This window comes from Streptomyces hesseae (assembly GCF_031845785.1).
Classification (GTDB): Bacteria; Actinomycetota; Actinomycetes; order Streptomycetales; family Streptomycetaceae; genus Streptomyces; species Streptomyces hesseae.
In genome coordinates this window covers 53,496-76,562 of record NZ_JAVRFI010000020.1, presented here as the reverse complement: position 1 = coordinate 76,562, position 23,067 = coordinate 53,496, and the positions used below count along the sequence as shown (strand labels likewise).

The following is a 23,067-nucleotide window of genomic DNA, read 5'->3' as shown; positions in this document are numbered from 1 at the left end:
GATCGTGGCGCGCACCAGTGCGGCTCCCACCACCCCCACCAACCACCAGGGGCTCATCTCCTGGGTAGACGAGATCGCCGCCCTCACTCAGCCGGACCAGGTGGTCTGGTGCGACGGTTCCGAGGCCGAGTACGAGCGCCTGTGCGAGGAGCTCGTCGCCAGGGGGACCTTCCGGAAACTCGACCCGGTCAAGCGCCCCAATTCCTACTACGCGGCCTCGGACCCCAGCGATGTGGCGCGCGTCGAGGACCGGACGTTCATCTGCTCCGAGAAGGAGGAGGACGCCGGCCCGACGAACCACTGGAAGGCCCCGGCGGAGATGCGGGAGATCTTCGCCGGTGAGAACGGCAAGGGCGGGATCTTCCGCGGCTCCATGCGCGGCCGCACCATGTACGTCGTGCCCTTCTGCATGGGCCCCGTCGGTTCGCCGCTGTCCGCGATCGGCGTCGAGATCACCGACTCCGCCTACGTCGCCGTCTCGATGCGCACCATGACCCGCATGGGCCAGGCCGTCCTCGACGAGCTCGGCACGGACGGCTTCTTCGTCAAGGCCGTCCACACCCTCGGCGCCCCGCTGGCCGAGGGCGAGCAGGACGTGCCGTGGCCCTGCAATCCGACCAAATACATCTCGCACTTTCCCGAGGAGCGCGAGATCTGGTCCTACGGCTCCGGCTACGGCGGCAACGCCCTGCTGGGCAAGAAGTGCTACGCCCTGCGCATCGCCTCCGTGATGGCCCGGGACGAGGGCTGGCTCGCCGAGCACATGCTCATCCTCAAGCTGACCCCGCCGCACGGCGAGTCCAAGTACGTCGCCGCCGCCTTCCCCTCCGCCTGCGGCAAGACCAACCTCGCCATGCTGGAGCCCACCGTCTCCGGCTGGACCGTGGAGACCATCGGCGACGACATCGCCTGGATGCGCTTCGGCGAGGACGGCCGCCTCTACGCCATCAACCCCGAGGCCGGCTTCTTCGGCGTCGCCCCGGGCACGGGCGAGCACACCAATGCCAACGCGATGAAGACGCTCTGGGGCAACGCCGTCTTCACCAACGTCGCCCGCACCGATGACGACGACGTGTGGTGGGAGGGCATGACGGAGAAGGCCCCCGACCACCTCATCGACTGGAAGGGCAACGACTGGACCCCGTCCTCGGACACCCCGGCCGCCCACCCCAACGCCCGCTTCACCGTCCCGGCGTCGCAGTGCCCGATCATCGCCCCGGAGTGGGAGGACCCCAAGGGCGTCCCGATCTCGGCCATCCTCTTCGGCGGCCGTCGCGCCACGGCCGTCCCGCTGGTGACCGAGTCCTTCGACTGGCAGCACGGTGTCTTCCTCGGCGCCAACGTCGCCTCCGAGAAGACCGCCGCCGCCGAGGGCAAGGTCGGCGAGCTGCGCCGCGACCCCTTCGCCATGCTGCCGTTCTGCGGCTACAACATGGGCGACTACATGGGCCACTGGATCAAGGTCGGCGCCGGCAAGGACCAGACCAAGCTCCCCAAGATCTACTACGTCAACTGGTTCCGGAAGAACGACGAAGGCAAGTTCGTCTGGCCGGGCTTCGGCGAGAACAGCCGCGTCCTGAAGTGGATCGTCGAGCGCCTCGACGGCAAGGCCGACGGCGTCGAGACCCCCATCGGCATCCTCCCGACGAAGGCGGCCCTGGACACCGAGGGCCTCGACATCCCGGCCGCCGACCTCGACCTGCTCCTCACGGTCGACAAGGACGTCTGGCGCGAGGAAGCGGCCCTGGTGCCCCAGCACCTGGAGACCTTCGGCGACCACACGCCGAAGGAACTGTGGGACGAGTACCGGGCGTTGGTCCAGCGCCTGGGCTGATCCCGGGGAAAGCCACGGAGCCGGGCGCAACGGCACTGCCGTTGCGACCGGCTCCGGCTGTCGGGCTCAGTGGTTCAGATCTTGATGACGGTGATGCGTGCGCCGCACAGCGCGGTGAGGTCCTCGGGGTCGGACGTGAGGATGGTGGCGGGCCCCGGGGCGGCGAGGGCGGTGGCGCCGAGCATCGCGTCGATGGCGTACTTGTGGCCGTGCAGCCCGGCCTCGGCGAGGAGGGAAGCGGCGTGACGGGCGATGGGTTCCGTGACCGGTTCGACGACGAGGCGGGACAGAGTCCACTCCAGGGCCGGTCGGTTGATCCGAGGGTGCACCACCTCGACGAGAGTGGCCGCAGAGGTGATGACCCGCAGATCGTCTGCGCGGGCCAAGGCGAGCCATCCGGTAACGGCGCGATCGCGCAGGACCGCCTTGGCCAGCCCTTCGCTGTCGAGGACGAGCGTGCCACCGGGCGCGGCGGGGGAGCGGGTCACGCCGCGTCCGCTCCGTTGCTCGCCCCGTCCCGGTGAGCCTGGTGGAGTTGTTCGCGCAGGGCCTGGATCTCCTCATCCGTGACCGGGCCGTGCTCGGCCTCGGCGACCTGGATGAGTTCGTTGAGGTTGTCGCGTTCGATCTGACGGGCGACGGCGGCGGCGACGTAGGCGGACAGGCCGGAAGGGCCTCCGCGGGCGCGAGCGGCTTCCGCGATGTCGCGCGGCATGGTGATCGAGTACTTGCCAGTAGGCTCACCCATGCTACCCATCCTACTGCCGATCCTCCTCGCCCGACGGGAACGAGGGCCCCTGAGCGCGACGGCCGGCCTTCCGTACACTCTTGCGACCCCCGGGAAGGAACGCCGCACCTGCGGCCAACGCGGTGGTGACCACCGCCAGTCCGAGGACGCCGGGATTGACGTAGCCCGGTACGGCGTCGGCGGCGTAGCCGCTGCCGTCCTCGCGGAGGCAGGTGAAACGGATGGGTAGGTAGTCGACCCGGTAGTCGACGACGTGCATCGCGATCTCCGGCCGGCCTTCATGCCGGCACGGCCGGATCGGGGACGAGCCCGCGCCGCCGTCCTCCGCGTCCAGGACGGCGGAGCCGACGTGGAGGATGCCCCACATGAACAGGGCGAGCGTCCCGGCTCCGGAGAGGAAGGCGTAACCGCGCAGTAGCCCTTTCATGCTCGAACGGGCGATGCCCTGCTTGAACGACGTGACGAAGCCGTGAACGGCGAGGCCGATGACAGCCGCGAACCCGGTCAGGACGCCGATCGGCATGAGGAGTATGAGCACCGCTCGATCCCAACACGTCCGGGACAACAATGCCAAAGGGGACTCTTGGGGCGGACGTTCCACCGGGAGGGCCGCGTCCGCCTGTGGGGCTGCGCTACGGTCGCCGTAATCGGGCGAGGCACGCAGGCCCTCGCGTCCGTCTCGCACCGCGAACGCCAACTGCCGGTGGCAGGGGAGGATTTGTGCTCGTCCTGCCGTGTGGGAGTGGCGCCGAGCGCCGGTGGGGCCGCCTTCATCAGCGGGCTGACGCGCCCCCGCCTGCCTCCCTCCCGCCCCGCTTTCCTGTTTCGGAAACCGGAACCTCTTGCGCCCCGCCGTGCGAGGTCGGAAGCATCGAACCGGACACGGCGGAGCAGACTGGGGAGGGAGCCGCGTGAAGGTCACCAAGCTCGTGAGCACGTGCGATATCAAGGACTGCCCGACCATCTACGTCACGGACAGGGACACCCTCTTGGTGCAGGGGGAGACACCTACCGATCACGGGTTGGAGATTCCGGCACACGAGACCCTCGTGGAGATCCCGATGCAGCTCGTGTTCGACCTGATCCGGAAGGGCCTTCGTGACGCTTAAGACTCTCGGGGAGCTGTTCGACACCTTCGAGCGAGAAGCTTTCAGGCTGGAGACCCTCGCCGACTACAGCGGGTCGGGCAGCGTGGACGCCTACCGCGCTTTCCTCTCCGGTCAGCCACAGCCCGACGACTACAACGAAGCATGGGTGTCGGAGCTTCGGAGCCTCACGGACCTCGGTAAGCGCGTCTACCGCGTGCACATTCTGTCGCGCCCCCTCACACCGTATCTACGCTTCGAACTGGGCTGGGGGTACCGGAAGAACGCGACCGGGGGCGAAGAGTTCTTCATCCTCGACACCACGGACAAGCCAAACCCGCTCGAAGGAACAGACGACTTCTGGCTCTTTGACGGGAGGACGGCAGTCGTCATGCATTACGACGATGCCGGAGCCGTCACAGGGCGGGAGACGGTGTCTGACAGTCGGGCACAAGACTTCGTCACCATCCGGGACACGGCGCTGGCGCACGCCGAGCCATTCTCCGCCTGGTGGGAGAAGCACGCCGGCGAGTGAACAGAGGGCAGCTGGGAGCAGCGCTGCGGGCGCTTCGGCAGGCATCCGGAAAGGAAGCCAAGACCATCGCCCGCAGTGCTGTGATGTCCACGAGCAAGCTCAGCAAGATTGAAACAGGGAAGGCCGCACCGTCCCCGGCGGACGTGGAGCGCATCCTCACCGCCATCGGGGTCTCGGACGAGGTCAAGGCCGAGTACCTGGAGGTCGCCAGGGCAGCGTCCACGGAAGCCACAGCTTGGCGCCTGGTCCGCCGCATGGGGGTGCACAAGGCGCAGGAGCAGACGAGATCGCTAGAGGCCCAGATGGCCGTGCTGCGCCTCTTCCAACCGGCCCTGATCCCTGGACTGCTGCAAACTCCCGAGTACATCCGGGCCATTCTTGCCCGGCACCACCTTGGCGAGGAGGTTCTTACCCGCACCATCAGCGCGAGGATCGACCGTCAACAGGTGCTCTACGACTCGGCCAAGGCACTTCACTTCGTCATCACCGAGTCCGTGCTGCGGTGGCGGATCGTGTCAGCCACCAGGATGGCGGAGCAACTGGACCGACTCGTTTCCCTCTCACGGCTCCCCAACATCGATATTCGGACCGTTCCCCTGTCGGCGCCACAGCGGGACATCGCCAATCACGCATTCGTCATCCGGGATGACAGGACAGTGACGGTCGAGACGATCCACGCGGAGATCGTCGTCACCGACCCCCGGGATGTCTCCTTGTATGTCGAGAAGTTCGAGCGCTTCGCGTCGGCGGCTCTGTCCGGTGACGACATGCGCGCCATGCTGGTGCGTATCCGTGATGAGTTGTTGCACGAACAGGAAACCAGTTAGATCCTGATGCCCCGGCCCGGACACCATCGGCTGCTGACGCACACAGACGGCGGTGAAGGAGTACGCGATGGCAACCGGGACCGATGAGTGGGAGTACGTGACCTACGCGCCCCAGGGAGAGAAGTGCTCCGTCTGCCGTCGCGACGCCCTGGGCGGTGGGGGCACCGCTCCGGACCCAGGGAAGGAGAGCATCCGCAGACCGCCCGGCCAGGCGCCAACTGCAACGAGCGAGAAGGACGTGGCGGACCGGTACCGGGAGGCGGTGGCCGTGTTCCCGACTTCTGATGTGCCGCCGAGCCAGACGGCGCACTGGCTGATGAAACCGCCCTCGATGATCCGGGGGACATGGCAGGAGCCCAAGGACGCCGGCGAATGGCTCGGCCTTCAGCTCACCGAGTTCGCACCCCGCTTCGCTTCCGAGGAAGACCGGGAGGTGATCAGGCTGGTTGTCCTGGTGAAGGCGGCGGTCGGACGGCTCACCTGGGGAGGCGACGTATCCCTGGGCCACTACCTCAGCGGTATTGTCTTCCACTCGGTCGCCGTCGTGACGTGCTCGCCCAACCGCGCTGCTCCCGAGCTCCTCTGTCCGGCCAGGCAGGCCCACACATGACGACGTTCCCGTCGCCCTGCCCCCAGGTGTCGCTGCCGGGTCGTGGGGGGCGCTACATCCCGTCCGTGATCCCCAGCTCCGCCGCGTGAGCGTGCAGGCGCTCCGCCGCCAGCGCCGCCCCCGTCGCGTCGCCGCGTTGGGTGGCGACGACCAGGGCTTGGCCGGCCAGGGTGTGGGCGCGCTGGTGGAGGGCGGTGACGCGGGCGGGGGTGGGTGTGGATGTCGTCGGGGCCGCTCGGAGCGGGGAGTTGCCGTGGAGGTGCCGCACGCGCAGGGCGAGCCGGCGCGCGGCGTCGTCCAGGTCGGGGGACGGGGTCAGCGCGCGGAGCTCGTCCGTCACGGTGAGCAGCGCCGTGAGATGGCCCGCGAGCCGGATGGTGAGCTCCTCCTCGCGGGAGCGGTGCGGTCCCTGGGCGTGCCCGTGCGTGCGGACCGCGTGCCTGGTGCGGGTCGGCTCGTACATGGATGGCCTCCTGAGTTACCTCTGAAGGCCATCCTAACTTAGACGCGGTCTAAAGTTGTCTCGCTTACAGGAAGGAGCGGGGCTACGGCTGTCCGTAGCCGTCCAGGAAGTTCCCGATGCGGGTCACCGCGTCCGCCAGGTCCTTGGCGGAGGGGAGGGTGACCAGGCGGAAGTGGTCCGGCTCCGGCCAGTTGAAGCCCGTGCCGTGGACCACCATGATCTTCTCGGCCCGGAGGAGGTCGAGGACCATCTGCCGGTCGTCCTTGATCTTGTAGACCTTGGGGTCCAGCCGGGGGAACGCGTAGAGCGCGCCCTTGGGCTTGACGCAGCTGACGCCCGGGATCTGGGTGAGCAGCTCGTACGCCACGTCGCGCTGCTCCAGCAGCCGGCCGCCCGGCAGTACCAGGTCGTTGATCGACTGCCGGCCGCCGAGAGCGGTGGCCACCGCGTGCTGCGCGGGCATGTTGGCGCACAGCCGCATATTGGCGAGGATCGTCAGGCCCTCGATGTAGCTGTCGGCGTGGGCCTTGGGGCCGCAGACCGCCATCCAGCCGCTGCGGTAGCCCGCCACGCGGTAGGACTTGGACAGGCCGTTGAAGGTGAGGGTCAGCAGGTCCGGGGCGATGGCCGCGGTGGGGGTGTGGGTGACGCCGTCGTAGAGGATCTTGTCGTAGATCTCGTCGGAGCAGACGATCAGATTGTGACGGCGGGCGATCTCCGTGAGGGACCGCAGCATCTCGTCGTTGTAGACCGCACCCGTGGGGTTGTTGGGGTTGATGATGACGATCGCCTTGGTGCGGTCCGTCACCTTGCTCTCGATGTCGGCCAGGTCCGGCATCCAGTCCGACTGCTCGTCGCAGCGGTAGTGCACCGCCGTGCCGCCCGCGAGGGAGACGGAGGCGGTCCACAGCGGGTAGTCCGGCGCGGGGACGAGGACTTCGTCGCCGTCGTCGAGCAGCGCCTGCATCGACATCTGGATCAGCTCGGAGACGCCGTTGCCGAGGTAGACGTCCTCGACGGAGAGCTCGATGCCCTTGGTCTCGTAGTGCTGCACCACCGCGCGGCGGGCGGACAGCAGCCCCTTGGCGTCGCCGTAGCCGTGGGCGTCGCCCACGTTGCGCAGCATGTCCTCGAGGATCTCGGGCGGGCACTCGAAACCGAAGATCGCAGGGTTGCCGGTGTTCAGCTTGAGGATGCGCTCACCTGCTGCCTCCAGCCGCATGGCCTCCTCGAGCACCGGGCCACGGATTTCGTAGCAGACGTTGGCGAGCTTCGTTGACTGGATCACCTGCATGACGGCCACCATACGGGGGCGCCCCATGCCATGCGCGCCGTTTCTTCTGTCGCTTCGGTCGCAGCGCCCCCGCCCGTAACGTGCTGGTCAGCTCACCGGAGTGCGCCTCACCGCCCTACCGGCCAGTACGTCCGTCCGGCGTCCGTCTTCCATCACAAAGCGTCCGGCAATCAGGACATAAGGAATGCCGGTCGGAAGCGTCCGTGGGGCTTCGAAAGTGGCACCGGCGGCGATCGTCTCCGGATCGAAGAGGACGAGATCGGCGCGGTTGCCCTCGCGGATCAGGCCCCGGTCCGGCAGCCTCAGCCGGGCCGCCGGACGTGACGTGAGATGCGCCACGCACTCCTCCAGGGAGAGCACTCCCAGCTCACGGACGTAGTGGCCCAGGTAGTGCGGGAAGGTGCCATAGGCGCGTGGATGGGGCTTCGCGCCGTGCAGGATTCCGTCACTCCCACCCGTATGGACCGGGTGCCGCATGATCGTGCGGACGTTCTCCTCGTGGCCGACGTGCTGGAGGATCGTGGGCCCTAGCCGATCTTCGAGTAGCAGTCGGCGTGCCGTCGTCCACGGCTCCTCGCCGCGTTCGCGCGCCGTGTGGGCGATGGTCCGGCCGACGTGGGGAGCCAGGGACGGGGCCGCGACCCCCGAGATCTCCACGCTCTCCCAGTCGACCGTCACCCCGTGGCAGCCGTCCGAGCCCGTCACCTCCAGCGCGTGCCGGATCCGGGCGGCGACGGCGTCGTCGCGCAGCCGCGCCAGGACCGCCTCCGGGCCGCCCTCGCCCGCCCAGCCCGGCAACAGCGCGGCGAGCGTGGTGGAGCCGGGGGTGTAGGGATAGGTGTCGAGGGAGATGTCCGCGCCGCCGGCCAGCGCGGCGTCCAGCAGGGCCAGCAGCTCGGGGGCGCGGCCCTCGTTCTCCCCGAAGTTCATGACGGCGTGGGCCAGGTGGAGGGCGCAGCCCGCCGCCCGGGAGAGCTCGATCATCTCCTCGTACGCCCGGAGCGCGCCCGCCCCGTACGAGCGGTGGTGCGGGCAGTAGTAGCCGCCGTACGCCGCGACGACCCGGCACAGCTCGGTCAGCTCGGCGTCGTCGGCGTACATCCCGGGCGTGTAGGTGAGCCCGGACGACATGCCTACCGCGCCCTGCTCCAGGCCCTCCGCCACCAGACGCTTCATACGGTCGAGTTCGGCGGCCGTCGCAGGGCGGTCCTCCCAGCCGACGGCGAGCATGCGGACGCTGCCCTGGGGGACGAGGTAGGCGGCGTTGACGGCGATGCCCTCGCCGGCGAAGCCGTGGTCGAGGCGGTCCAGGTAGCCGCCGACGGTGCGCCAGGTGAAGTCGATGTCGCTCCCGTCGCCGTTCCAGCCGGTGATCTGGGCGCGCACCTCGGCGAGGGTGCGGTCGTCGACGGGCGCGTAGGACAGGCCGTCCTGGCCGATGACCTCCAGGGTCACGCCCTGCGCGGCCTTCGCGGTGTGGGCGGGGTCGCGGAGGAGGGCGAGGTCGCTGTGGGCGTGCATGTCGATGAAGCCGGGGGACAACGCCAGGCCTTGGGCGTCCAGGACGCGCCGGGCTGTGGGCCGGGGGCCCTCACCCGGCCGGTGGATCCCGGCGATCCGGTCGGCGGAGATGGCTACGTCGGCTCGGTAGGAGGGGCGGCCGGTGCCGTCTATGACGCGGGCGTTGCGGATGACCAGGTCCATGCGGTGGTTTCCCCAATCCCGCCCCTTCCCGTAACTGGGGGCAAGCCCCCAGCCCCCCAGGGGGCTCCCGGCGGTAGCCGGGGAGGAGTGAGGACCGGGGTCCGGGGCGGAGCCCCGGTTTCGGGAAGGGGCGGGTCAGGGGAGAAACCACCGGTCCCGGCGGTTGCCGACGGGTGTAACTCCCGTCAGAAGAACGTCCGCACGTACTCCGTGACCGTTCCGTCCGCCGTCGCCAGGGGGATGAGCGGCCATTTCTCGAAGACCGTGCACGGGTGTGACAGGCCCAGGCCCACCCAGTCGCCGACCTCCAGCCGTTCCGCTTCCTCGCCGGTGAGGGAGACGAAGGCGTGCTGGTCGGCGAGGCGGGTGACGGTCAGGCCCGTGGCCGGGCGGAGGGAGCCGTCGCGGGCGGAGCGGACGACCTGCGGTTCGGGGAGGTCGAGGTCGTAGGAGACGTCACGCTTGCCCGCGTTGAGGTAGGCCATGCCGGGCTCGGGGCGGGAGACGACCTGGGCCCAGAGGCGGAACGCGGGGTGGAGGGCGCCCTCGTCGGGGTGGCGGTTGAAGGGGGTCTTGCGGCGGTACTGGCCGTCGTCGTGCGTGACGTACGCGCCGGAGCGCAGCAGTTTGAGCACCGGCGCGGACAGCGGCGGAAGCTCCGCGAAGACGCTCGCGACGGCGTCGAACCACGCGCTGCCGCCCGCGCTGACCACGATCTCCTCGACCCCGGCGAAGCGGCCCGCCTTGTCGAAGGCGACCGCCAGCCCCGTCAGCCTGCGCAGCCACGCGTCGACGAGGCCGGCGTCCGCGTCGGGGATCTCGGCCTCGTAGCCGGCGACGCCGACCAGGCGCAGGGTGCCGGTGGCGGCGGCGGCCACCGCGTCCGCGACGGCCTCGCCCTCCGCCTCCGTACGGATGCCCGTACGGGCGCCCTCCGCGCCCAGCTCGACGACGACGTCCAGCGGACGGCCCGCGCCCGCGTCGCGCAGGGCGGCGTCCATCAGCTCGACGCCGCGCACGGAGTCGACGTACGTGACGATCCGCAGCTCAGGGTCGGCGGCCAGCTCGCCCGCGAGCCAGCGCAGCGCGGCGGCGTCGACGACCTCGTTGGCGAGGAAGATCCGCCGTACGCCGAAGGCGCGGTAGACACGGACCTGCGCGGGGGTGGCGGCGGTGATGCCCCAGGCGCCGCGGTCGAGCTGGCGCTCGAAGAGCCGCGGGGCCATCGAGGTCTTGCCGTGCGGTGCGAAGGCCAGGCCGTGCTGTTCCGACCACTGCTCCATGAGCGCCAGGTTGTGGTCCAGCGCCTCGGCGGACAGGGCGAGCACCGGCGTGATGAAGCCGCCGGTGAACAGCGAGCGCCGCTCGGCCGCCAGCTCGCCGACGCTCCGGCCGTCCGCGTCCGGGGGCAGCCCCTTGAACCGGTGGTCCACCCGTTCCCGGGCGAGCTCGGCGACGGCGTCGGCGGCGATGGCGGCGGGTGTGCCGGCCGTGCTGGCCATGGGGCCTCCCAAAGGATCGGGCTGTGTTGCGTTTTCTGCAACGCTCATTGCGTGGAGCGCTGCACGGTGTCTAACATCCCGGCAAGTGCCGGGTCAACGGTAGGGGGATGTGGTGAACGGCCCCGACGTCGTCTGCCTCGGCGAATCGATGGTCGTCCTCCGCCCGGGCCCCACCGGGGCTGGACGCCGCCTCGCCGACGTGCCGTCCTTCGACCGTGGCATAGGCGGCGCCGAGTCGAACGTCGCCTGCGTCCTGGCCGGTCGCGGCCACCCCACCCGCTGGATCAGCCGCGTCGGCGCCGACGCCTTCGGTACGCACCTGGTGGCCGCTGTCGCCGCCCACGGCGTGGACACCACGTACGTCCAGCGCGACCCCGTACGCCCCACCGGCGTGTACTTCCGGACGGCGGGGGAGCGGCCCACGACCAGCGGGACGATCCCGGACCCCTCCTACGGCGAAGCCGCCTACTACCGCGCCGGGTCCGCCGCCTCCGCCATGTCGCCCGCCCTGATCCCCCGCGCCGCCGCCCACGCCGGGCGGATCCTCCACCTCACCGGCATCACGGCCGCCCTCTCCGCCGACTGCCTCGCCCTGCTCCGCGAGCTCGTCGTCCGGGCCCCCGGCAGCGGCCCGCTGCTCTCCTTCGACGTCAACTACCGCGCCGCGCTGTGGCGGCACACCGCACCGGAAGACCCGCGCGTCCTCGCCGAGCTCGCCCGCGCCTGCGACATCGTCTTCGTCGGCGAGGACGAGGCCGAGGCCGCCTGGGGCATCGACGGCGGCCCCGACGCGATCCGGGCCGCCCTGCCCGAACCCGCCGTGCTCGTCGTCAAACAGGGCGCCGCCGGTGCCACGGCCTACACCCGTGACGCCCGTGACGCCCGTGATGCCGTGGTCTCCGTCCCCGCGCCCGCCGTCGACGTCGTCGCGCCCGTCGGCGCGGGCGACGCCTTCGCGGCCGGTTTCCTCTCCGCCACCCTGCGCGGGCTCCCGCTGCCCGCGCGCCTGCGGTACGGCCACCTCATGGCCGCCGCCGCCCTCACCGTCCCCGGCGACCTCGGCGAACCGCCGCCCCCCGCCCTCGCGGACACACTGGCGGGACTGGACCCCGCCGCCTGGGGAAGGCTGCGACTCGGTCCGGGCTGGACCGGCCGGCTGCCCGCACAAGCAGTAGAACCCTGCACAGAGGACCCCCGCACATGAGCCAGACCGTCGACCGCGCCCTGAGCATCCTGCCGCTGCTCGCCGAGGGACCCGCCAACCTCGAACAGGTGGCGGGCCGCCTCGGCGTGCACAAGTCCACCGCGCTGCGCCTGCTGCGCACCCTCCACGAGCACGGCATCGTCTACCGGCAGCAGGACCAGCGCTACCGCCTCGGCGCCCGCCTCTTCGCCCTCGCCCAGCAGGCCGTCGAGAGCCTCGACATCCGCGAGATCGCCCACCCCCACCTCGTCGCGCTCAACGAGAAGTGCGGCCACACCGTCCACCTCGCGGTGTACGAGGAGGACGAGGTCCTCTACATCGACAAGGTCGAGAGCCGCTACCCCGTACGGATGTACTCCCGCATCGGCAAACCCGTCGCGATCACCGTGGCGGCCGTGGCCAAACTGCTCCTCGCCGACCTCCCCGAGCCCGAGCGCCGCGCCGTCGCCGAGCGCCTCGACTACCCCGCCTACACAGCTCGTTCCACCCCCAACGCCACCGCGTTCCTCCAGGAACTGGCTGCCGTACGGGACCGGGGCTGGGCCACCGACTTCGGCGGCCACGAGGAGTCCATCAACTGCGTCGGCGCCCCCGTCCGGGGCCCCGGCGGACGGGTCGTCGCCGCCTGCTCGGTGTCGGCGCCCAACGTCGTCGTCCCCTCCGACGAACTCCTCGCCCTGCTGCCGCTGCTGCGCCGCACGGCGGACGCGATCAGCGCCGAGTACTCCGGAACCACGCCCTCCACGCCCTCGACGAAAGTGATGCCATGAGCGACAACACCCCGAAGATCACCCCGAAGACCGCCGTCACCCCGGCCGGCCACACCACCCCGCCCGCGAAGTTCTCGCACGGCGTGCGCAAGGGGAACATCCTCCAGGTCGCCGGCCAGGTCGGCTTCCTGCCCGCCGAGCCCGGGCAGGCCGGCCCCGTCGTCGCCGGCCCGACCCTGCGCGAGCAGACGCTCCAGACCCTGGCCAACGTCCGGTCCGTGCTGGAGGCGGGCGGCGCGAGCTGGGAGGACGCGATGATGCTGCGCGTCTATCTGACGGACACGGACCACTTCGCCGAGATGAACGAGATCTGGAACGAGTACTTCGCCGACCTGAAGGAGGCCCCGGCGGCCCGGACGACGGTCTACGTCGGCCTGCCGAAGGGCCTCCTGATCGAGATCGACGCGCTCGCGGTGCTGGGCTGAGACGTGTAGCTGAGACGTGTAGTTGAGACGTGTAGGGGGGGGCGAGCTGTCGGCCCGCCCCCCCGCGTCAGCCACCGTTCAGCCGCTCATGAGCAGTACTGCTGCGCCTTCCCGATCGACCGGTACATGCAGTCCGCGTTCTCCAGGAGCTGGAGTACCGCCTCCCGGTTGCGCGCGGTCTCGCGGTCGATGACCGACGCCGGCGGGTAGAAGCCGCCGCCCGCCCCGCTCGCGTCCGGGTACATCTCGAAGGTGTAGGCGAAGACCTTCTGGTTGCCCCAGAGCCAGTCGTCGATCGACCCGTCCGTGATGTACAGGTCGCTCGACTGCTCCGGCGTGTAGCCGTTGCTCGCGGCCATGGACTTCCCGACGGCCGCGAACGCGTCGCGGTCGTCCTGCGTCATGCCGGGCGCCGTGTCGTCGTACGTCCAGCCGAACGGCCAGAGCACCAGCTCGCTGTAGGTGTGGAAGTCGATCGCTGCCTTGATCTGCTGCTTGCCGCCGACGACGCGGCTGCGGACGAAGTCGGCGACGACCTTCACCTCAGGGGCCGACTCCGGGCCGGAGCCGCGGTACGTCTCCGAGCCGGTGCTGCCGGACGAGCCGCCGCAGCAGCCCCACTTGAAGTCCCAGTTGCGGTTGAGGTCCGTGCCCGGGGAGCTCGAACCCGTGTTGGGCTGACGGTTCTTGCGCCAGCCGCGATAGGTGCCGGTGGCGATGTCGTATTCGCCGCCGTCGGGGTTGACGTCGGGAACGATCCAGATCACCCGGCTGTCGAGCATCTTGGTGACGCGGGCGTCCTTGCCGTACTGGGAGCCGAACTCCTTCAGCAGGTACAGCGCCATCTCGACGGTCAGGTGCTCGCGGGCGTGCTGGTGGTGGGTGAAGAGCACCTCGGGCTTGGCGGCGTCCGTCGCCGCCGAGCCGTTCGTGACCTTCACGGCGATGATGTCCCGGCCCTCGTAGGACTTGCCGATGACCTGCTTGCTCATGAGGGACGGGTACGCGGCGATGTCCGCGTCGATCTCCGCCATGGCCCGGGCGTAGTTGTGGTACTTCGAGTCCGCCGGCGGGAAGTCGTACGGCCTGGCGGCGCGGCCCCGGTCCGGGGCGCCGGGCAGGGCCGTCACCCGGTAGCCCATGCCGCGGATGCGCTCGGCCTGCGCGGCGTCGGCGGTGACGACGACGGAGTCGTGCCGCACGGCGTCGACCGAGGCGCCGGTCGCGGCGACGGCGGTGCGCTGGGCGGCGGTTCTCGGCCCGCTTACCTCGTACGAGCGGGTGTTGTTCGCACGGGTGTCGTTCGCACGGATCTCATCCGCGTGAGTGCCGCCCGTCCGGGTGCCGTTCGAGCCGTTCGCGCCATGCCCGGCGCCGTGCTCCGCTCCGTGCGAGGACGCGGGGGCGGCCATGGCCAGGGTGAGCAGGGCGGCGCCCGTGGCGGCGGCCCATCGGACGCGGTTCCTGCGGGAATGGGGGGTGTGGGGTCGCATGCGGCCTCCTGAGGGGCGTTCGTGCGACGAATGAGGGGGGTGTTCGCTGCCGATCCTCCCCAGTGTTCGAGGCATGACATGTGCAGGTCAAGGAGAAGTGTGCGAGGGAAACAAGCCAACTTCCCCATCACTTCAGACCGCTTGATTGCCCGGCGCCCACAGCGGACCCAACAATGCACACGTCAAAACCGGATGCACTTCTGAACGGAGAGGACCACCCCCCATGAGACGACCTCTCGTCGGTGCGCTCACGACGCTGCTGCTCACCGGAGCGACCGTCGCCGGCGTCGGCGCCGGGCCCGCCACGGCCGCCCCGGCCGACGGGCCGAAGGCCGCCCCCACCGCCGCGCAGGCCAAGTCCAAGGCTCAGTCCAAGGCCAAGGCCGTCGACTTCGCCGGCACCGTGGCGCTGAGCAACTGTTCCGGCTCGCTGATCCGCATGCCCAACTCGGCCGACAACGACCCCGCCCTCGTGATGACCAACGGCCACTGCCTGGAGACCGGCATGCCCGGCCCCGGCGAGGTCCTCGTCGACCAGCCCTCCAGCCGCACCTTCAGCTTGCTCAACTCCACCGCTGGCAAGGTCGCCACGCTCCGCGCCACCAAGGTCTCGTACTCGACGATGACCGACACCGACGTCACGCTCTACGAGCTGAACACCACCTACGCGCGGATCAAGCAGCAGTACGGCATCGACGCGCTCGCCCTCTCCGGCGACCACCCCGTCGCGGGCACGCCCATCAAGGTCGTCTCCGGCTACTGGAAGCGCATTTACTCCTGCAATGTCGACGGGTTCGTCCACCAGCTCCGCGAGGCCGACTGGACCTGGAAGGACTCGCTCCGTTACACCCCGTCCTGCAACACCATAGGTGGCACCTCCGGCTCGCCCGTCATCGACGCGAACTCCGGCAAGGTCGTCGCCATCAACAACACGGGCAACGAGAGCGGCGAGAGCTGCACGATGAACAACCCGTGCGAGGTCGACGAGAACGGCAACGTCACGGTCCGCCGGGGCATCAACTACGCCGAGCAGACGTACGGCATCACCAAGTGCGTCGGCACCGGCAACAAGATCGACCTCGACCTGCCGGGCTGCGAGCTGCCGAAGCCGGCCGGGGAAGAGATCCGTCGCTGACCTGTCCGTCCTCAAGCGCCGGACGGGCTGAACGCAGCCCGTCCGGCAGGCATGGGGGTCCGGGGGCGGGTCAGGGGCTCACTCCCTCCCTGACCTACGGCAACCCGTGGACATGCGGTCCCACCGCGCCGGACCACGCGTTGCCACTGGCCGCGTCCCAGTTCGTGGACCAGGTCATGGCCCCCCGGAGCCCCGGATAGGTGCGGGAGGGCTTGAACGAACCGCAGTTCGTGCCCTGCGTGAGGCAGTCCAGGGCGGCGTTGACCACGGACGGGGCGACGTAGCCGCTGCCCGCGCCACGCGGTGAGGCGGGCACGCCCAGGCCCACCTGGGACGGGTCCAGGCCGCCCTCCAGCTGGACGCAGGCCAGCGCGGTCAGGAAGTCCACCGAGCCCTGCGAGTACACCTTCCCGTCGCAGCCGTTCATGGAGCCGCTGTTGTAGAACTGCGTGTTGACGACGGTCAGGATGTCCTTGATATCGAGCGCGGTCCTGAAGTAGCCCGACGACGTCGACTGCATGTCGATCGTCTGCGGCGCCATCGTGATGACGAGCTTGTCGCCCGCCTTCGCCGACAGCGCGCGCAGCGCCTGCGCCATGTACGTCGGGTTCAGCCCGTTCTCCAAGTCGATGTCGACGCCGTTGAAGCCGTACTTCCGCATCAGCGCGTACACGCTGTCGGCGAAGTTGTTCGCGGACGTCGCGTCGTTGACGCCGACAGTGCCCCGCTCGCCCCCGACGGAGATGACGACGGACTTGCCCGCCGCCTGTTTGGCTGCGATGTCCGCCTTAAACGCCGCTTCCGAATATTTCAGCGCCGGGTCGAGGGTGAAGTCGACGGCTCCCGGCGTGGTCGTCGCATCCGCGAAGGCGACGGCGATGATGTCGTACGCGGCCGGGATGTCGGCGATCTTCTGGACGGTGGCGCCGTTGTCGAAGTTCTGCCAGTAGCCCGTCACCGCGTGCTTGGGCACGCCGGGGGTGCCGCCCCCGCCCCCGGCCGTCGTGCCGGTGACGGCGGTCGAGGCGGCCGACTCCCCGGCGGCGTTGGAGGCCGTCACCTGGAAGCGGTACGAGGTGGCCGCCGCCAGCCCGGTGACGGTGGCGGACGTACCGGTCGTCGACAGCGCCTTGGCGCCGTCCCGGTAGACGGTGTAGCCCGTCGCGCCGGGCACATCGTGCCAGCTCAGGGCCACGGACGACGCGGTGACCGCGCCCGCCGCCAGCCCGCCCGGCGCGTCGGGCACCTGGCCGCCGGGATCGCCCGGATCGCCGCCGGCGGGACCCGTGAGGGTGATGTCGTCGGCGAAATAGGCGGGCTGCCCGTACCACCCGTGAGTGAACACCGTGACGGAGGCGGTATTCGCTCCGGTTGTGAAACCGGTGGTGAGCAGCTGCCAGTCGTCCGCGCTCGGCGTCCACGTCGACACGTCCGTGGTGCCCGTCCCGGCGGTGCCGAGGTAGACGTACGACCCCCGCACCCACGCGCTCAGCGTGTACGAGGAGTTGGGCCGTACGCTCACGCTCTGCGCACACGTGGCGGTGTCGGAGCCGGTGGGGGCGGCCCGGAGCGCGGCGGAGCCGGAGTGCGCGGGGGAGGCGACCGTCGTGCCGCTGCCGCCGGTACAGCTCCAGGACGACAGACCGGACTCGAAGCCCGGGTTCCTGACGAGGTTCGGGCCGTCGGCCGCCGGGGCGGCCGCCGCCCCCGCGCTCGTACCGCCCAGCGTCACGAGACCGCCGGCCGCGAGCGCGACGGTGGCGAGAATACCGCCGAGGCGGCGTCTCAGAGGCGGGTGAGCCCGGTGCCGATGACGGGATATGCGTTCCACTACTGCCTCCGGTGGGAAGGGAGTTGGGAGGGAAGTTGGGAAGGGAGTTGACACTGTGATGGGGGGTGTTCATACGGAGCGGTGGCCACCGTCCGTGGCGCCAATGTGGTCCAGACCAATGCTTTCGTCAAGGCTTCGGTGCCGCGCCACCACCCCGTGGGGCAAACATCGAGGAACTGTTCTCAGCCGCTCCATTCGTGGATAAAGTGCGGAGGCGCCAGCACTGGGCAGTATCGATCTGCGACCGCCGGAGCCCCCGCGGCCGGAGTGAACGGGGAAGCCGACGTGCCGATTGCGATAGCGGTCACCAGTTCCGATCTGGTGCTCCCACCGCCCGGCGGGCCCGTCCCGGCCGCCGCCGTGCTGCGGCCGCCCGAGGAGCAGCCGCTGGAGACCGCCGTCACCCAGGCCGCCCTCCTGCTCGACCAGTGCGGCCACCTCGTCGTCCTCTACCCCGACTCCCTCCCCGCCGCCTACGTCCGCCGGCTGCACACCGTGCGCTCGGTCCTGGAGAGCGACCGCGTCGCCCTGCTGCCCGTCGCCCTGCCGCCCCTCGCCGTCGGCGTACTGGCCCGGCAGTTACGGCAGTTGTCGGTCTCCGACCTCAGCCCCGGCGTGCTCGCCTCCGCCGCCCGGCTGCTCACCCACTACATCTACGCGGGCGCCCAGCTGGCCTCCGTCGCCCGCTGCGACCGCGTGGACGTGGGCCTCGGCGCGCACGTCGGCTCCCTCGTGCCCGGCACCCGCTTCGGCGTCCTCGTCAACCCCACCCGGAGGCTGCTGCGCACCGGGCCCGGCGAGACCCCCGACGGCCCCGGCTTCGCCACCCGGCTGACCGTCGCCCGCGCCCGCCCCCGCACCGGCGAGGACTGGGTCACCGACACCCTCGCCCCGGGCTGGCGGGTCGAGGGCGTCCAGGAGATCCTCCCGCTGCCCGCCGACTCCCGGCGCTGGTGGGGCACCCACCGGGCCGTCGAGTTCGCGGCCGCCATCCCCGACCCGTCCGTGCTCTACCAGCTCGTCACGTCCGTACGCCGCGAGGAGTGCCACTGGTGCGGTCTCGAACTCATCGGTGACCGCTGCGGATTCTGCTCCGCGCCCGTGCCGCGCGCGGCCCCCGCGGTCGCCGCCCGCTCCGCCCACGCCATCGGCCCGCCCGCCACCGCCCGTACGCCCGGAGCCCGCCACGCCGCCCCGGCGACGAGCGGCCGCTGAGCGCCGGCCGGCAGCTACGACCATGACCCCGACCCTGACCCCGATCCCGAATCCGATCCCGACCCCGGTCCGAACGAGGTTCGCCACCCGATGAATTCACGCCAGCGACGCGGCATCGTCCTGCTGCTCCTGTCGGCCCTCTGCGCCGTCGGCGCGTTCGCCGGAGTGTTCTCGGTCATCCACGACGCCGAGTCGAAGGTCGGCCCCGAGACCACCGCGTACCGGCTGAAGGCCGACATCCCCGCCTACCGCGACCTGGACTCGGACGAGTTCGAGAAGATCTCCATGCCCGAGCGCTGGCTCCCCGCCACCGCCGTCACCGACCTCTCCGCACTGCGCGGCAAGATCGCCGTCACCCCGCTGCGGAAGGGCTCGCTGCTCCAGAGCGACATGATCGTCGCCCGGCCCGCGCTCGCCCCCGGCAAGCAGGAGATCGCCATCATGATCGACGCGGCCACGGGCGTCGCCGGCAAGATCCAGCCGGGCGCGCGGGTCAATATCTACGCCACCTTCGACGCCAAGGAGCAGGGCGCCAAGCCCGTCTCCAAGGTGATCGTCAGCGGTGCCCAGGTCATCGACGTCGGCAAGCTCACGCCCTTCAAACGGGACGGCGACAACAGCCGGGCCGCCGCCACCACCCGGCAGGCGGGGGAGGCCGTGCCGATCACCTTCGCCCTCGACACCAAGGACGCCCAGCGTGTCGCCTACGCGGAGTCGTTCGCCTCGCACGTCCGGCTCGCCCTCGTCGCCCCCGGCAGTCAGGAACCCGTCGGCAGCGGCGACCGCACGTACACCCTGGACGCCGACAAGTAGCCGGATGGCTGTCATGGACCGAGTGTGGATGGAGGAGGCAGGCTCCCGGTGACGATCAGAATCCTCCCGGCCGTCGGCGACCCCGGCACCGCCCGCGCCGTCGCCGACGTGCTCGCCGGGCTCCCCGGCGTCGCGCCCCTGCCCGGCGTCGGCGACTCCGGCCGCCTGCTGGAGGCGCTCGCCGCGCTGGGCGCGGGCGGGGTCGCCCACCTGCCCGAGGTCGTCCTCGTGCACGAACGCCTCGGGCCCGTCCCCGCTCTCGAGATCGTCCGCGAGATCGCCCTGCGCTTCCCCGCCACCGGCGTCATCCTGATGTCCGCCGACGCCGGGCCCGCCCTCTACGCCGCCGCCATGGACTGCGGCGCGCGCGGCCTCGCCGGACTCCCCCCGACCTACGAGGAACTGGGCGCCCGCGTCCAGGCCGCCGCCCACTGGGCCGACGGAGTCCGCCACCACCTCGGCGCGGCCGCCGAGGGAACCTCTGACGGAAGCGCCGCCCCCGAAGAAGCACGCGGCATGCTCGTCGCCGTCGTCGGCGCCAAGGGCGGCGTCGGCACGACCGTCACCGCCGTCCAGCTCGCCCTGGCCGCCTCCGCCGCCGGCCGGGACGTCGCCCTCGCCGACCTGGACCTCCAGTCCGGTGACGTCGCCTCCTACCTCGACGTACAGTTCCGCCGGTCGATCGCCGACCTCGCCGGCATCAGCGACATCACCCCGCGCGTCCTGGCGGACGCCGTCTTCCCCCACCCCACCGGCCTCGGCCTGCTCCTCGCCCCGGCGGAGGGCGAACGCGGCGAGGACGTCGGCGAACCCGCCGCCCGGCAGATCACCGCCGCCCTGCGCGGCCGCTACGAACTCGTCGTCGCCGACTGCGGCACCCAGATCACCGCTGCGGGCGCGGCCGTCATCGAGGCGGCCGACCTGGCGTTACTGGTCACCACGCCGGACGTGGTGTCCGTCAGGGCGGCCAAGCGCATGGTCCGGCTCTGGGAACGGCTTCAGATCCGTACGGCCGAGGAGACGACCACCGTGGTCAACCGCCACACCCGTAACGCGGAGATCCAGCCGCCCCTCATCGCCCGCACCACCGGCACCCGCGCCGCCCGCACGACCGTCCCGGCCGGCTACAAGGAGCTCCAGGGAGCCGTGGACTCCGGCCGGATGCAGGACCTCGACGCCCGCTCCGGGGTCCGCCAGGCCCTGTGGACCCTGGCCGCCGAACTGGGCCTGGCCACGCCCTCGCGCCCAGCCGCCGGCCATCACCGCCCGGCCCTGGGCGGCCTGCGGAGGCGCCGTGCCATAGAGGGCGGCGGCGGTACGGACCCGTCGGCCCCCGCCGGCGGGGGCGGCACGGGCCCGGAACAACTGTCCCCGGTGCCTCCGGGGGGCGGCGGCCGCTTCCGGCGGCGCGACCGCTTCGGCGGAGACAGAGGACAGGTCGCGGTGGAGTTCGTCGGCATCCTGCCGCTGATCCTCGTCGCGCTGGCCGTCGTCTGGCAGTGCGTCCTGGTCGGTTACTCGTACTCCCTGGCCGGCCACGCCGCCGACAAGGGCGCCCGCGCGGGCGCGGTCGGCCGCGACTGCGCGGCCGCGGCCCGCGCTGACATGCCGAAGTCCTGGCACACGGAACCGTCCTGCGGCCCGGGCCCGGCGGCCGGGGTCTACAGCGCGAGCGTCCGCGTGAAGGTCCCGGTCCTCTTCCCGGGCGCGGCCGACTGGCCGTGGACGGTGGAGAGCACGGCGGGCGTGGCGAGGGAGGACTGAGTGGGCCACAACTTAAGCAACTCAGCCCCTCCGGCGTTTGAGGAGCGGGGGTCCGGGGGCGGGGCCCCCGGGAACGACCGAGGCTCCGCCTCCATCGAATTCCTGGGCTTCCTCCCCCTCCTCCTCGCCCTCGCCCTGGGCGCCACCTACCTCGGCATAGCCGCCTACGCCACCATGCAGGCCGGTACCGCCGCCCGCGCAGCCGCCCGGACCGCCACCGTCGACGACCCCAGGACCGCCCCCGCGGCAGCGGCCCGTGCCGCGGTGAGCCCCTGGGTCGCGGCCAGAGCGGACGTCGCCGCCACCTCCTGCGCCCCCGGCACGGACCGGGCCACCGCCACCGTGACCGTCGACGTCCCGCCCCTCCTCCCCGGCACCGGCTTCACCGTCACCCGCAGCGCCACCATGGCCTGCGCCCAGGACACCCCCGGGGGCACCCCATGAGCCTCCGAGCCCGGATCGCCGTCCCCGAACCCCGCCCCGACGGCCGGGAGCCCGGCCACCTCGTCCCCGTCTACCGGGCCAAACTCCTCGAAGAGATCGACCTCGCCGAGATGTCCGCGCTCGACGCCGACGAGCGCCGCTCGCGCCTGGAGCGCGTACTCGGCCACATCATCAGCCGCGAGGGCCCCGTCCTGTCGACCGCCGAACGCGACCGGCTCATCAGGAGGGTCGTCGACGAGGCCCTCGGCCTGGGCGTGCTGGAGCCCCTCCTGGAGGACCCCTCCATCACCGAGATCATGGTCAACGGCCCCGACCAGGTCTTCGTCGAGCGCGCCGGCCGCGTCGAGCCCGTACCCGTACGGTTCGCCTCCCACGACCAGCTGATGCAGACGATCGAGCGGATCGTGTCCACCGTCAACCGCCGCGTGGACGAGTCGAATCCGATGGTCGACGCCCGGCTCCCCACCGGCGAACGCGTCAACGTGATCATCCCGCCGCTCGCGCTGAACGGCGCCACCCTCACCATCCGCCGCTTCCCCCGCCCGTACACCCTCCACGAGCTGATCTCCATGGGCACGCTGGACGAGCCCATGCTGATGCTGCTCGCCGCGCTCGTCCGGGCGAAGTTCAACGTGGTCGTCTCCGGGCCCACCGGCGCCGGCAAGACGACGCTCCTCAATGCCCTGTCCGGCCTCATCCCCGACGGCGAACGCATCATCACCGTCGAGGACGCCGCCGAGCTGCAACTGCAACAACAGCACGTCATCCGGCTGGAGTCCCGCCCCCCGAACGTCGAGGGGAAGGGACGGATCACCATTCGCGACCTCGTCCGCAACTCCCTGCGCATGCGCCCCGATCGCATCATTGTCGGCGAGGTGCGCGGCGGGGAGACCCTGGACATGCTCCAGGCCATGTCCACCGGCCACGACGGCTCCCTCGCCACCGTCCACGCCAACAGCGCCGAGGACGCGCTGATGCGACTGCGCACGCTGGCGTCGATGTCCGAGGTCAAGATCCCCTACGAGGCGTTGCGCGACCAGATCGACAGCGCCGTGGACTGCCTGGTGCAGCTCGTCCGCCACGCGGACGGCACCCGCCGCATCGCGGAGATCGCCTTGCTGGACTCGGGCCCGGAAGGGTACGGAAGCGTCGGCCACCGCCTCGCCACCGTCGCCCGCTTCGACGTCCGGCCGATCGGCGCCGACCGTGTCGTACACGGCACGTTCACGCACTTCCCGCTCCCCGAACGCGCCGCCGAGCGACTGCGGATGGCCGACGAGCCCGTGCCACCGGCCTTCGGCGTCGCCGCGTTCCCCCAGGAGCTCGCCACCCGAAGAACCGGCCAGAGCCAGCAGAGGTAAAGGACCAGCG

General features: G+C 71.0%; 23 protein-coding genes. 14 read left to right on the top strand and 9 right to left on the bottom strand.

What is annotated here, in order from left to right:
• Positions 1-4: 4 nt before the first annotated feature.
• Positions 5-1,834 (top strand): phosphoenolpyruvate carboxykinase (GTP), encoded by a 1,830-nt coding sequence (locus RM609_RS25830; protein ID WP_311613958.1) that lies wholly within the window; start codon positions 5-7, stop codon positions 1,832-1,834.
• Between the two features lie 74 nt (positions 1,835-1,908).
• Here RM609_RS25830 and RM609_RS25825 read toward each other — a convergent pair whose 3' ends face one another.
• From RM609_RS25825 to RM609_RS25815, 3 genes are read right to left on the bottom strand one after another with little or no spacing between them, the layout of a single operon-like run.
• Positions 1,909-2,322 carry a type II toxin-antitoxin system VapC family toxin gene (locus RM609_RS25825; protein WP_311613957.1) on the bottom strand — a complete coding sequence of 138 codons (414 nt, stop codon included), beginning with the start codon at positions 2,320-2,322 and terminating at the stop codon, positions 1,909-1,911.
• A complete protein-coding gene (locus RM609_RS25820; protein WP_311613956.1) occupies positions 2,319-2,582 on the bottom strand; it encodes a CopG family transcriptional regulator in 264 nt (87 codons plus the stop codon). The genes RM609_RS25825 and RM609_RS25820 overlap by 4 nt, the downstream gene beginning before the upstream one ends.
• A 10-nt stretch (positions 2,583-2,592) precedes the next feature.
• The gene (locus RM609_RS25815) at positions 2,593-3,120 is read right to left on the bottom strand and encodes a hypothetical protein (RefSeq protein ID WP_311613955.1); all 528 of its coding nucleotides are present in this window, start codon (positions 3,118-3,120) and stop codon (positions 2,593-2,595) included.
• Between the two features lie 373 nt (positions 3,121-3,493).
• Between RM609_RS25815 and RM609_RS25810 the strand changes: the two genes are divergently transcribed.
• From RM609_RS25810 to RM609_RS25795, 4 genes are all read left to right on the top strand, one after another.
• Positions 3,494-3,691: a hypothetical protein gene (locus RM609_RS25810; protein WP_311613954.1), complete on the top strand. Its 198-nt coding sequence runs from the start codon at positions 3,494-3,496 to the stop codon at positions 3,689-3,691.
• Complete coding sequence (locus RM609_RS25805) at positions 3,681-4,202, top strand: DUF6879 family protein (RefSeq protein WP_311613953.1); 522 nt, start codon at positions 3,681-3,683, stop codon at positions 4,200-4,202. The genes RM609_RS25810 and RM609_RS25805 overlap by 11 nt, the downstream gene beginning before the upstream one ends.
• Positions 4,199-5,029 (top strand): helix-turn-helix domain-containing protein, encoded by an 831-nt coding sequence (locus RM609_RS25800; protein WP_311613952.1) that lies wholly within the window; start codon positions 4,199-4,201, stop codon positions 5,027-5,029. Before RM609_RS25805 ends, RM609_RS25800 begins: the two co-directional genes overlap by 4 nt.
• A 67-nt stretch (positions 5,030-5,096) precedes the next feature.
• Complete coding sequence (locus RM609_RS25795) at positions 5,097-5,639, top strand: hypothetical protein (protein ID WP_311613951.1); 543 nt, start codon at positions 5,097-5,099, stop codon at positions 5,637-5,639.
• A gap of 52 nt (positions 5,640-5,691) precedes the next feature.
• Here the strand turns inward: RM609_RS25795 and RM609_RS25790 are convergent, their stop codons facing one another.
• The 4 genes from RM609_RS25790 to RM609_RS25775 form a co-directional block, all read right to left on the bottom strand.
• Positions 5,692-6,102, bottom strand: coding sequence for an SCO4983 family protein (locus tag RM609_RS25790; RefSeq protein WP_311613950.1), 411 nt, complete (start codon positions 6,100-6,102; stop codon positions 5,692-5,694).
• Positions 6,103-6,184: 82 nt separating this feature from the next.
• A complete protein-coding gene (locus RM609_RS25785) occupies positions 6,185-7,396 on the bottom strand; it encodes a pyridoxal phosphate-dependent aminotransferase (protein ID WP_311613949.1) in 1,212 nt (403 codons plus the stop codon).
• An 87-nt stretch (positions 7,397-7,483) separates the two neighbouring features.
• The gene (locus tag RM609_RS25780; RefSeq protein WP_311613948.1) at positions 7,484-9,100 is read right to left on the bottom strand and encodes an N-acyl-D-amino-acid deacylase family protein; all 1,617 of its coding nucleotides are present in this window, start codon (positions 9,098-9,100) and stop codon (positions 7,484-7,486) included.
• 185 nt (positions 9,101-9,285) lie between these two features.
• The gene (locus tag RM609_RS25775; RefSeq protein ID WP_311613947.1) at positions 9,286-10,602 is read right to left on the bottom strand and encodes an alanine racemase; all 1,317 of its coding nucleotides are present in this window, start codon (positions 10,600-10,602) and stop codon (positions 9,286-9,288) included.
• Positions 10,603-10,750: 148 nt separating this feature from the next.
• On the opposite strand from RM609_RS25775, the gene RM609_RS25770 reads away from it, so the two are divergent.
• From RM609_RS25770 to RM609_RS25760, 3 genes are read left to right on the top strand one after another with little or no spacing between them, the layout of a single operon-like run.
• Positions 10,751-11,806: a sugar kinase gene (locus RM609_RS25770; RefSeq protein ID WP_438828538.1), complete on the top strand. Its 1,056-nt coding sequence runs from the start codon at positions 10,751-10,753 to the stop codon at positions 11,804-11,806.
• Complete coding sequence (locus RM609_RS25765) at positions 11,803-12,576, top strand: IclR family transcriptional regulator (RefSeq protein WP_311613945.1); 774 nt, start codon at positions 11,803-11,805, stop codon at positions 12,574-12,576. Before RM609_RS25770 ends, RM609_RS25765 begins: the two co-directional genes overlap by 4 nt.
• A gap of 17 nt (positions 12,577-12,593) precedes the next feature.
• The gene (locus tag RM609_RS25760; protein WP_311614017.1) at positions 12,594-13,001 is read left to right on the top strand and encodes a RidA family protein; all 408 of its coding nucleotides are present in this window, start codon (positions 12,594-12,596) and stop codon (positions 12,999-13,001) included.
• A gap of 86 nt (positions 13,002-13,087) precedes the next feature.
• On the opposite strand, the gene RM609_RS25755 is transcribed toward RM609_RS25760, so the two are convergent.
• Positions 13,088-14,494, bottom strand: a complete 1,407-nt coding sequence (locus RM609_RS25755) for a M14 family metallopeptidase (RefSeq protein ID WP_311613944.1) — start codon at positions 14,492-14,494, stop codon at positions 13,088-13,090.
• A 223-nt stretch (positions 14,495-14,717) separates the two neighbouring features.
• Here RM609_RS25755 and RM609_RS25750 point away from each other — a divergent pair, with 223 nt between their 5' ends.
• Positions 14,718-15,629: a trypsin-like serine peptidase gene (locus tag RM609_RS25750; protein WP_311613943.1), complete on the top strand. Its 912-nt coding sequence runs from the start codon at positions 14,718-14,720 to the stop codon at positions 15,627-15,629.
• 94 nt (positions 15,630-15,723) lie between these two features.
• Here RM609_RS25750 and RM609_RS25745 read toward each other — a convergent pair whose 3' ends face one another.
• Positions 15,724-17,451: a chitinase gene (locus RM609_RS25745; protein ID WP_438828537.1), complete on the bottom strand. Its 1,728-nt coding sequence runs from the start codon at positions 17,449-17,451 to the stop codon at positions 15,724-15,726.
• 294 nt (positions 17,452-17,745) lie between these two features.
• Here RM609_RS25745 and RM609_RS25740 point away from each other — a divergent pair, with 294 nt between their 5' ends.
• The 5 genes from RM609_RS25740 (at position 17,746) to RM609_RS25720 (ending at position 23,057) form a co-directional block, all read left to right on the top strand.
• Positions 17,746-18,675: a hypothetical protein gene (locus RM609_RS25740; RefSeq protein ID WP_311613942.1), complete on the top strand. Its 930-nt coding sequence runs from the start codon at positions 17,746-17,748 to the stop codon at positions 18,673-18,675.
• A gap of 90 nt (positions 18,676-18,765) precedes the next feature.
• Positions 18,766-19,488 (top strand): Flp pilus assembly protein CpaB, encoded by a 723-nt coding sequence (gene cpaB / locus RM609_RS25735; protein ID WP_311613941.1) that lies wholly within the window; start codon positions 18,766-18,768, stop codon positions 19,486-19,488.
• A 48-nt stretch (positions 19,489-19,536) separates the two neighbouring features.
• Complete coding sequence (locus tag RM609_RS25730) at positions 19,537-21,252, top strand: CpaE/TadZ family protein (protein ID WP_311613940.1); 1,716 nt, start codon at positions 19,537-19,539, stop codon at positions 21,250-21,252.
• Positions 21,253-21,696 (top strand): TadE/TadG family type IV pilus assembly protein, encoded by a 444-nt coding sequence (locus RM609_RS25725; RefSeq protein WP_311613939.1) that lies wholly within the window; start codon positions 21,253-21,255, stop codon positions 21,694-21,696.
• Entirely contained in the window at positions 21,693-23,057 is a 1,365-nt protein-coding gene (locus RM609_RS25720; protein WP_311613938.1) for a TadA family conjugal transfer-associated ATPase, read from the top strand. The genes RM609_RS25725 and RM609_RS25720 overlap by 4 nt, the downstream gene beginning before the upstream one ends.
• Positions 23,058-23,067 lie beyond the last annotated feature (10 nt).

Coding starts and splice junctions, on each gene's coding strand:
- RM609_RS25775 (WP_311613947.1), bottom strand. CDS start 10,602: ATGGCCAGCACGGCCGGCACACCCGCCGCCATCGCCGCCGACGCCGTC.
- RM609_RS25820 (WP_311613956.1), bottom strand. CDS start 2,582: ATGGGTGAGCCTACTGGCAAGTACTCGATCACCATGCCGCGCGACATC.
- RM609_RS25720 (WP_311613938.1), top strand. CDS start 21,693: ATGAGCCTCCGAGCCCGGATCGCCGTCCCCGAACCCCGCCCCGACGGC.
- RM609_RS25750 (WP_311613943.1), top strand. CDS start 14,718: ATGAGACGACCTCTCGTCGGTGCGCTCACGACGCTGCTGCTCACCGGA.
- RM609_RS25785 (WP_311613949.1), bottom strand. CDS start 7,396: ATGCAGGTGATCCAGTCAACGAAGCTCGCCAACGTCTGCTACGAAATC.
- RM609_RS25790 (WP_311613950.1), bottom strand. CDS start 6,102: ATGTACGAGCCGACCCGCACCAGGCACGCGGTCCGCACGCACGGGCAC.
- RM609_RS25755 (WP_311613944.1), bottom strand. CDS start 14,494: ATGCGACCCCACACCCCCCATTCCCGCAGGAACCGCGTCCGATGGGCC.
- RM609_RS25795 (WP_311613951.1), top strand. CDS start 5,097: ATGGCAACCGGGACCGATGAGTGGGAGTACGTGACCTACGCGCCCCAG.
- cpaB (WP_311613941.1), top strand. CDS start 18,766: ATGAATTCACGCCAGCGACGCGGCATCGTCCTGCTGCTCCTGTCGGCC.
- RM609_RS25765 (WP_311613945.1), top strand. CDS start 11,803: ATGAGCCAGACCGTCGACCGCGCCCTGAGCATCCTGCCGCTGCTCGCC.
- RM609_RS25770 (WP_438828538.1), top strand. CDS start 10,751: ATGGTCGTCCTCCGCCCGGGCCCCACCGGGGCTGGACGCCGCCTCGCC.
- RM609_RS25780 (WP_311613948.1), bottom strand. CDS start 9,100: ATGGACCTGGTCATCCGCAACGCCCGCGTCATAGACGGCACCGGCCGC.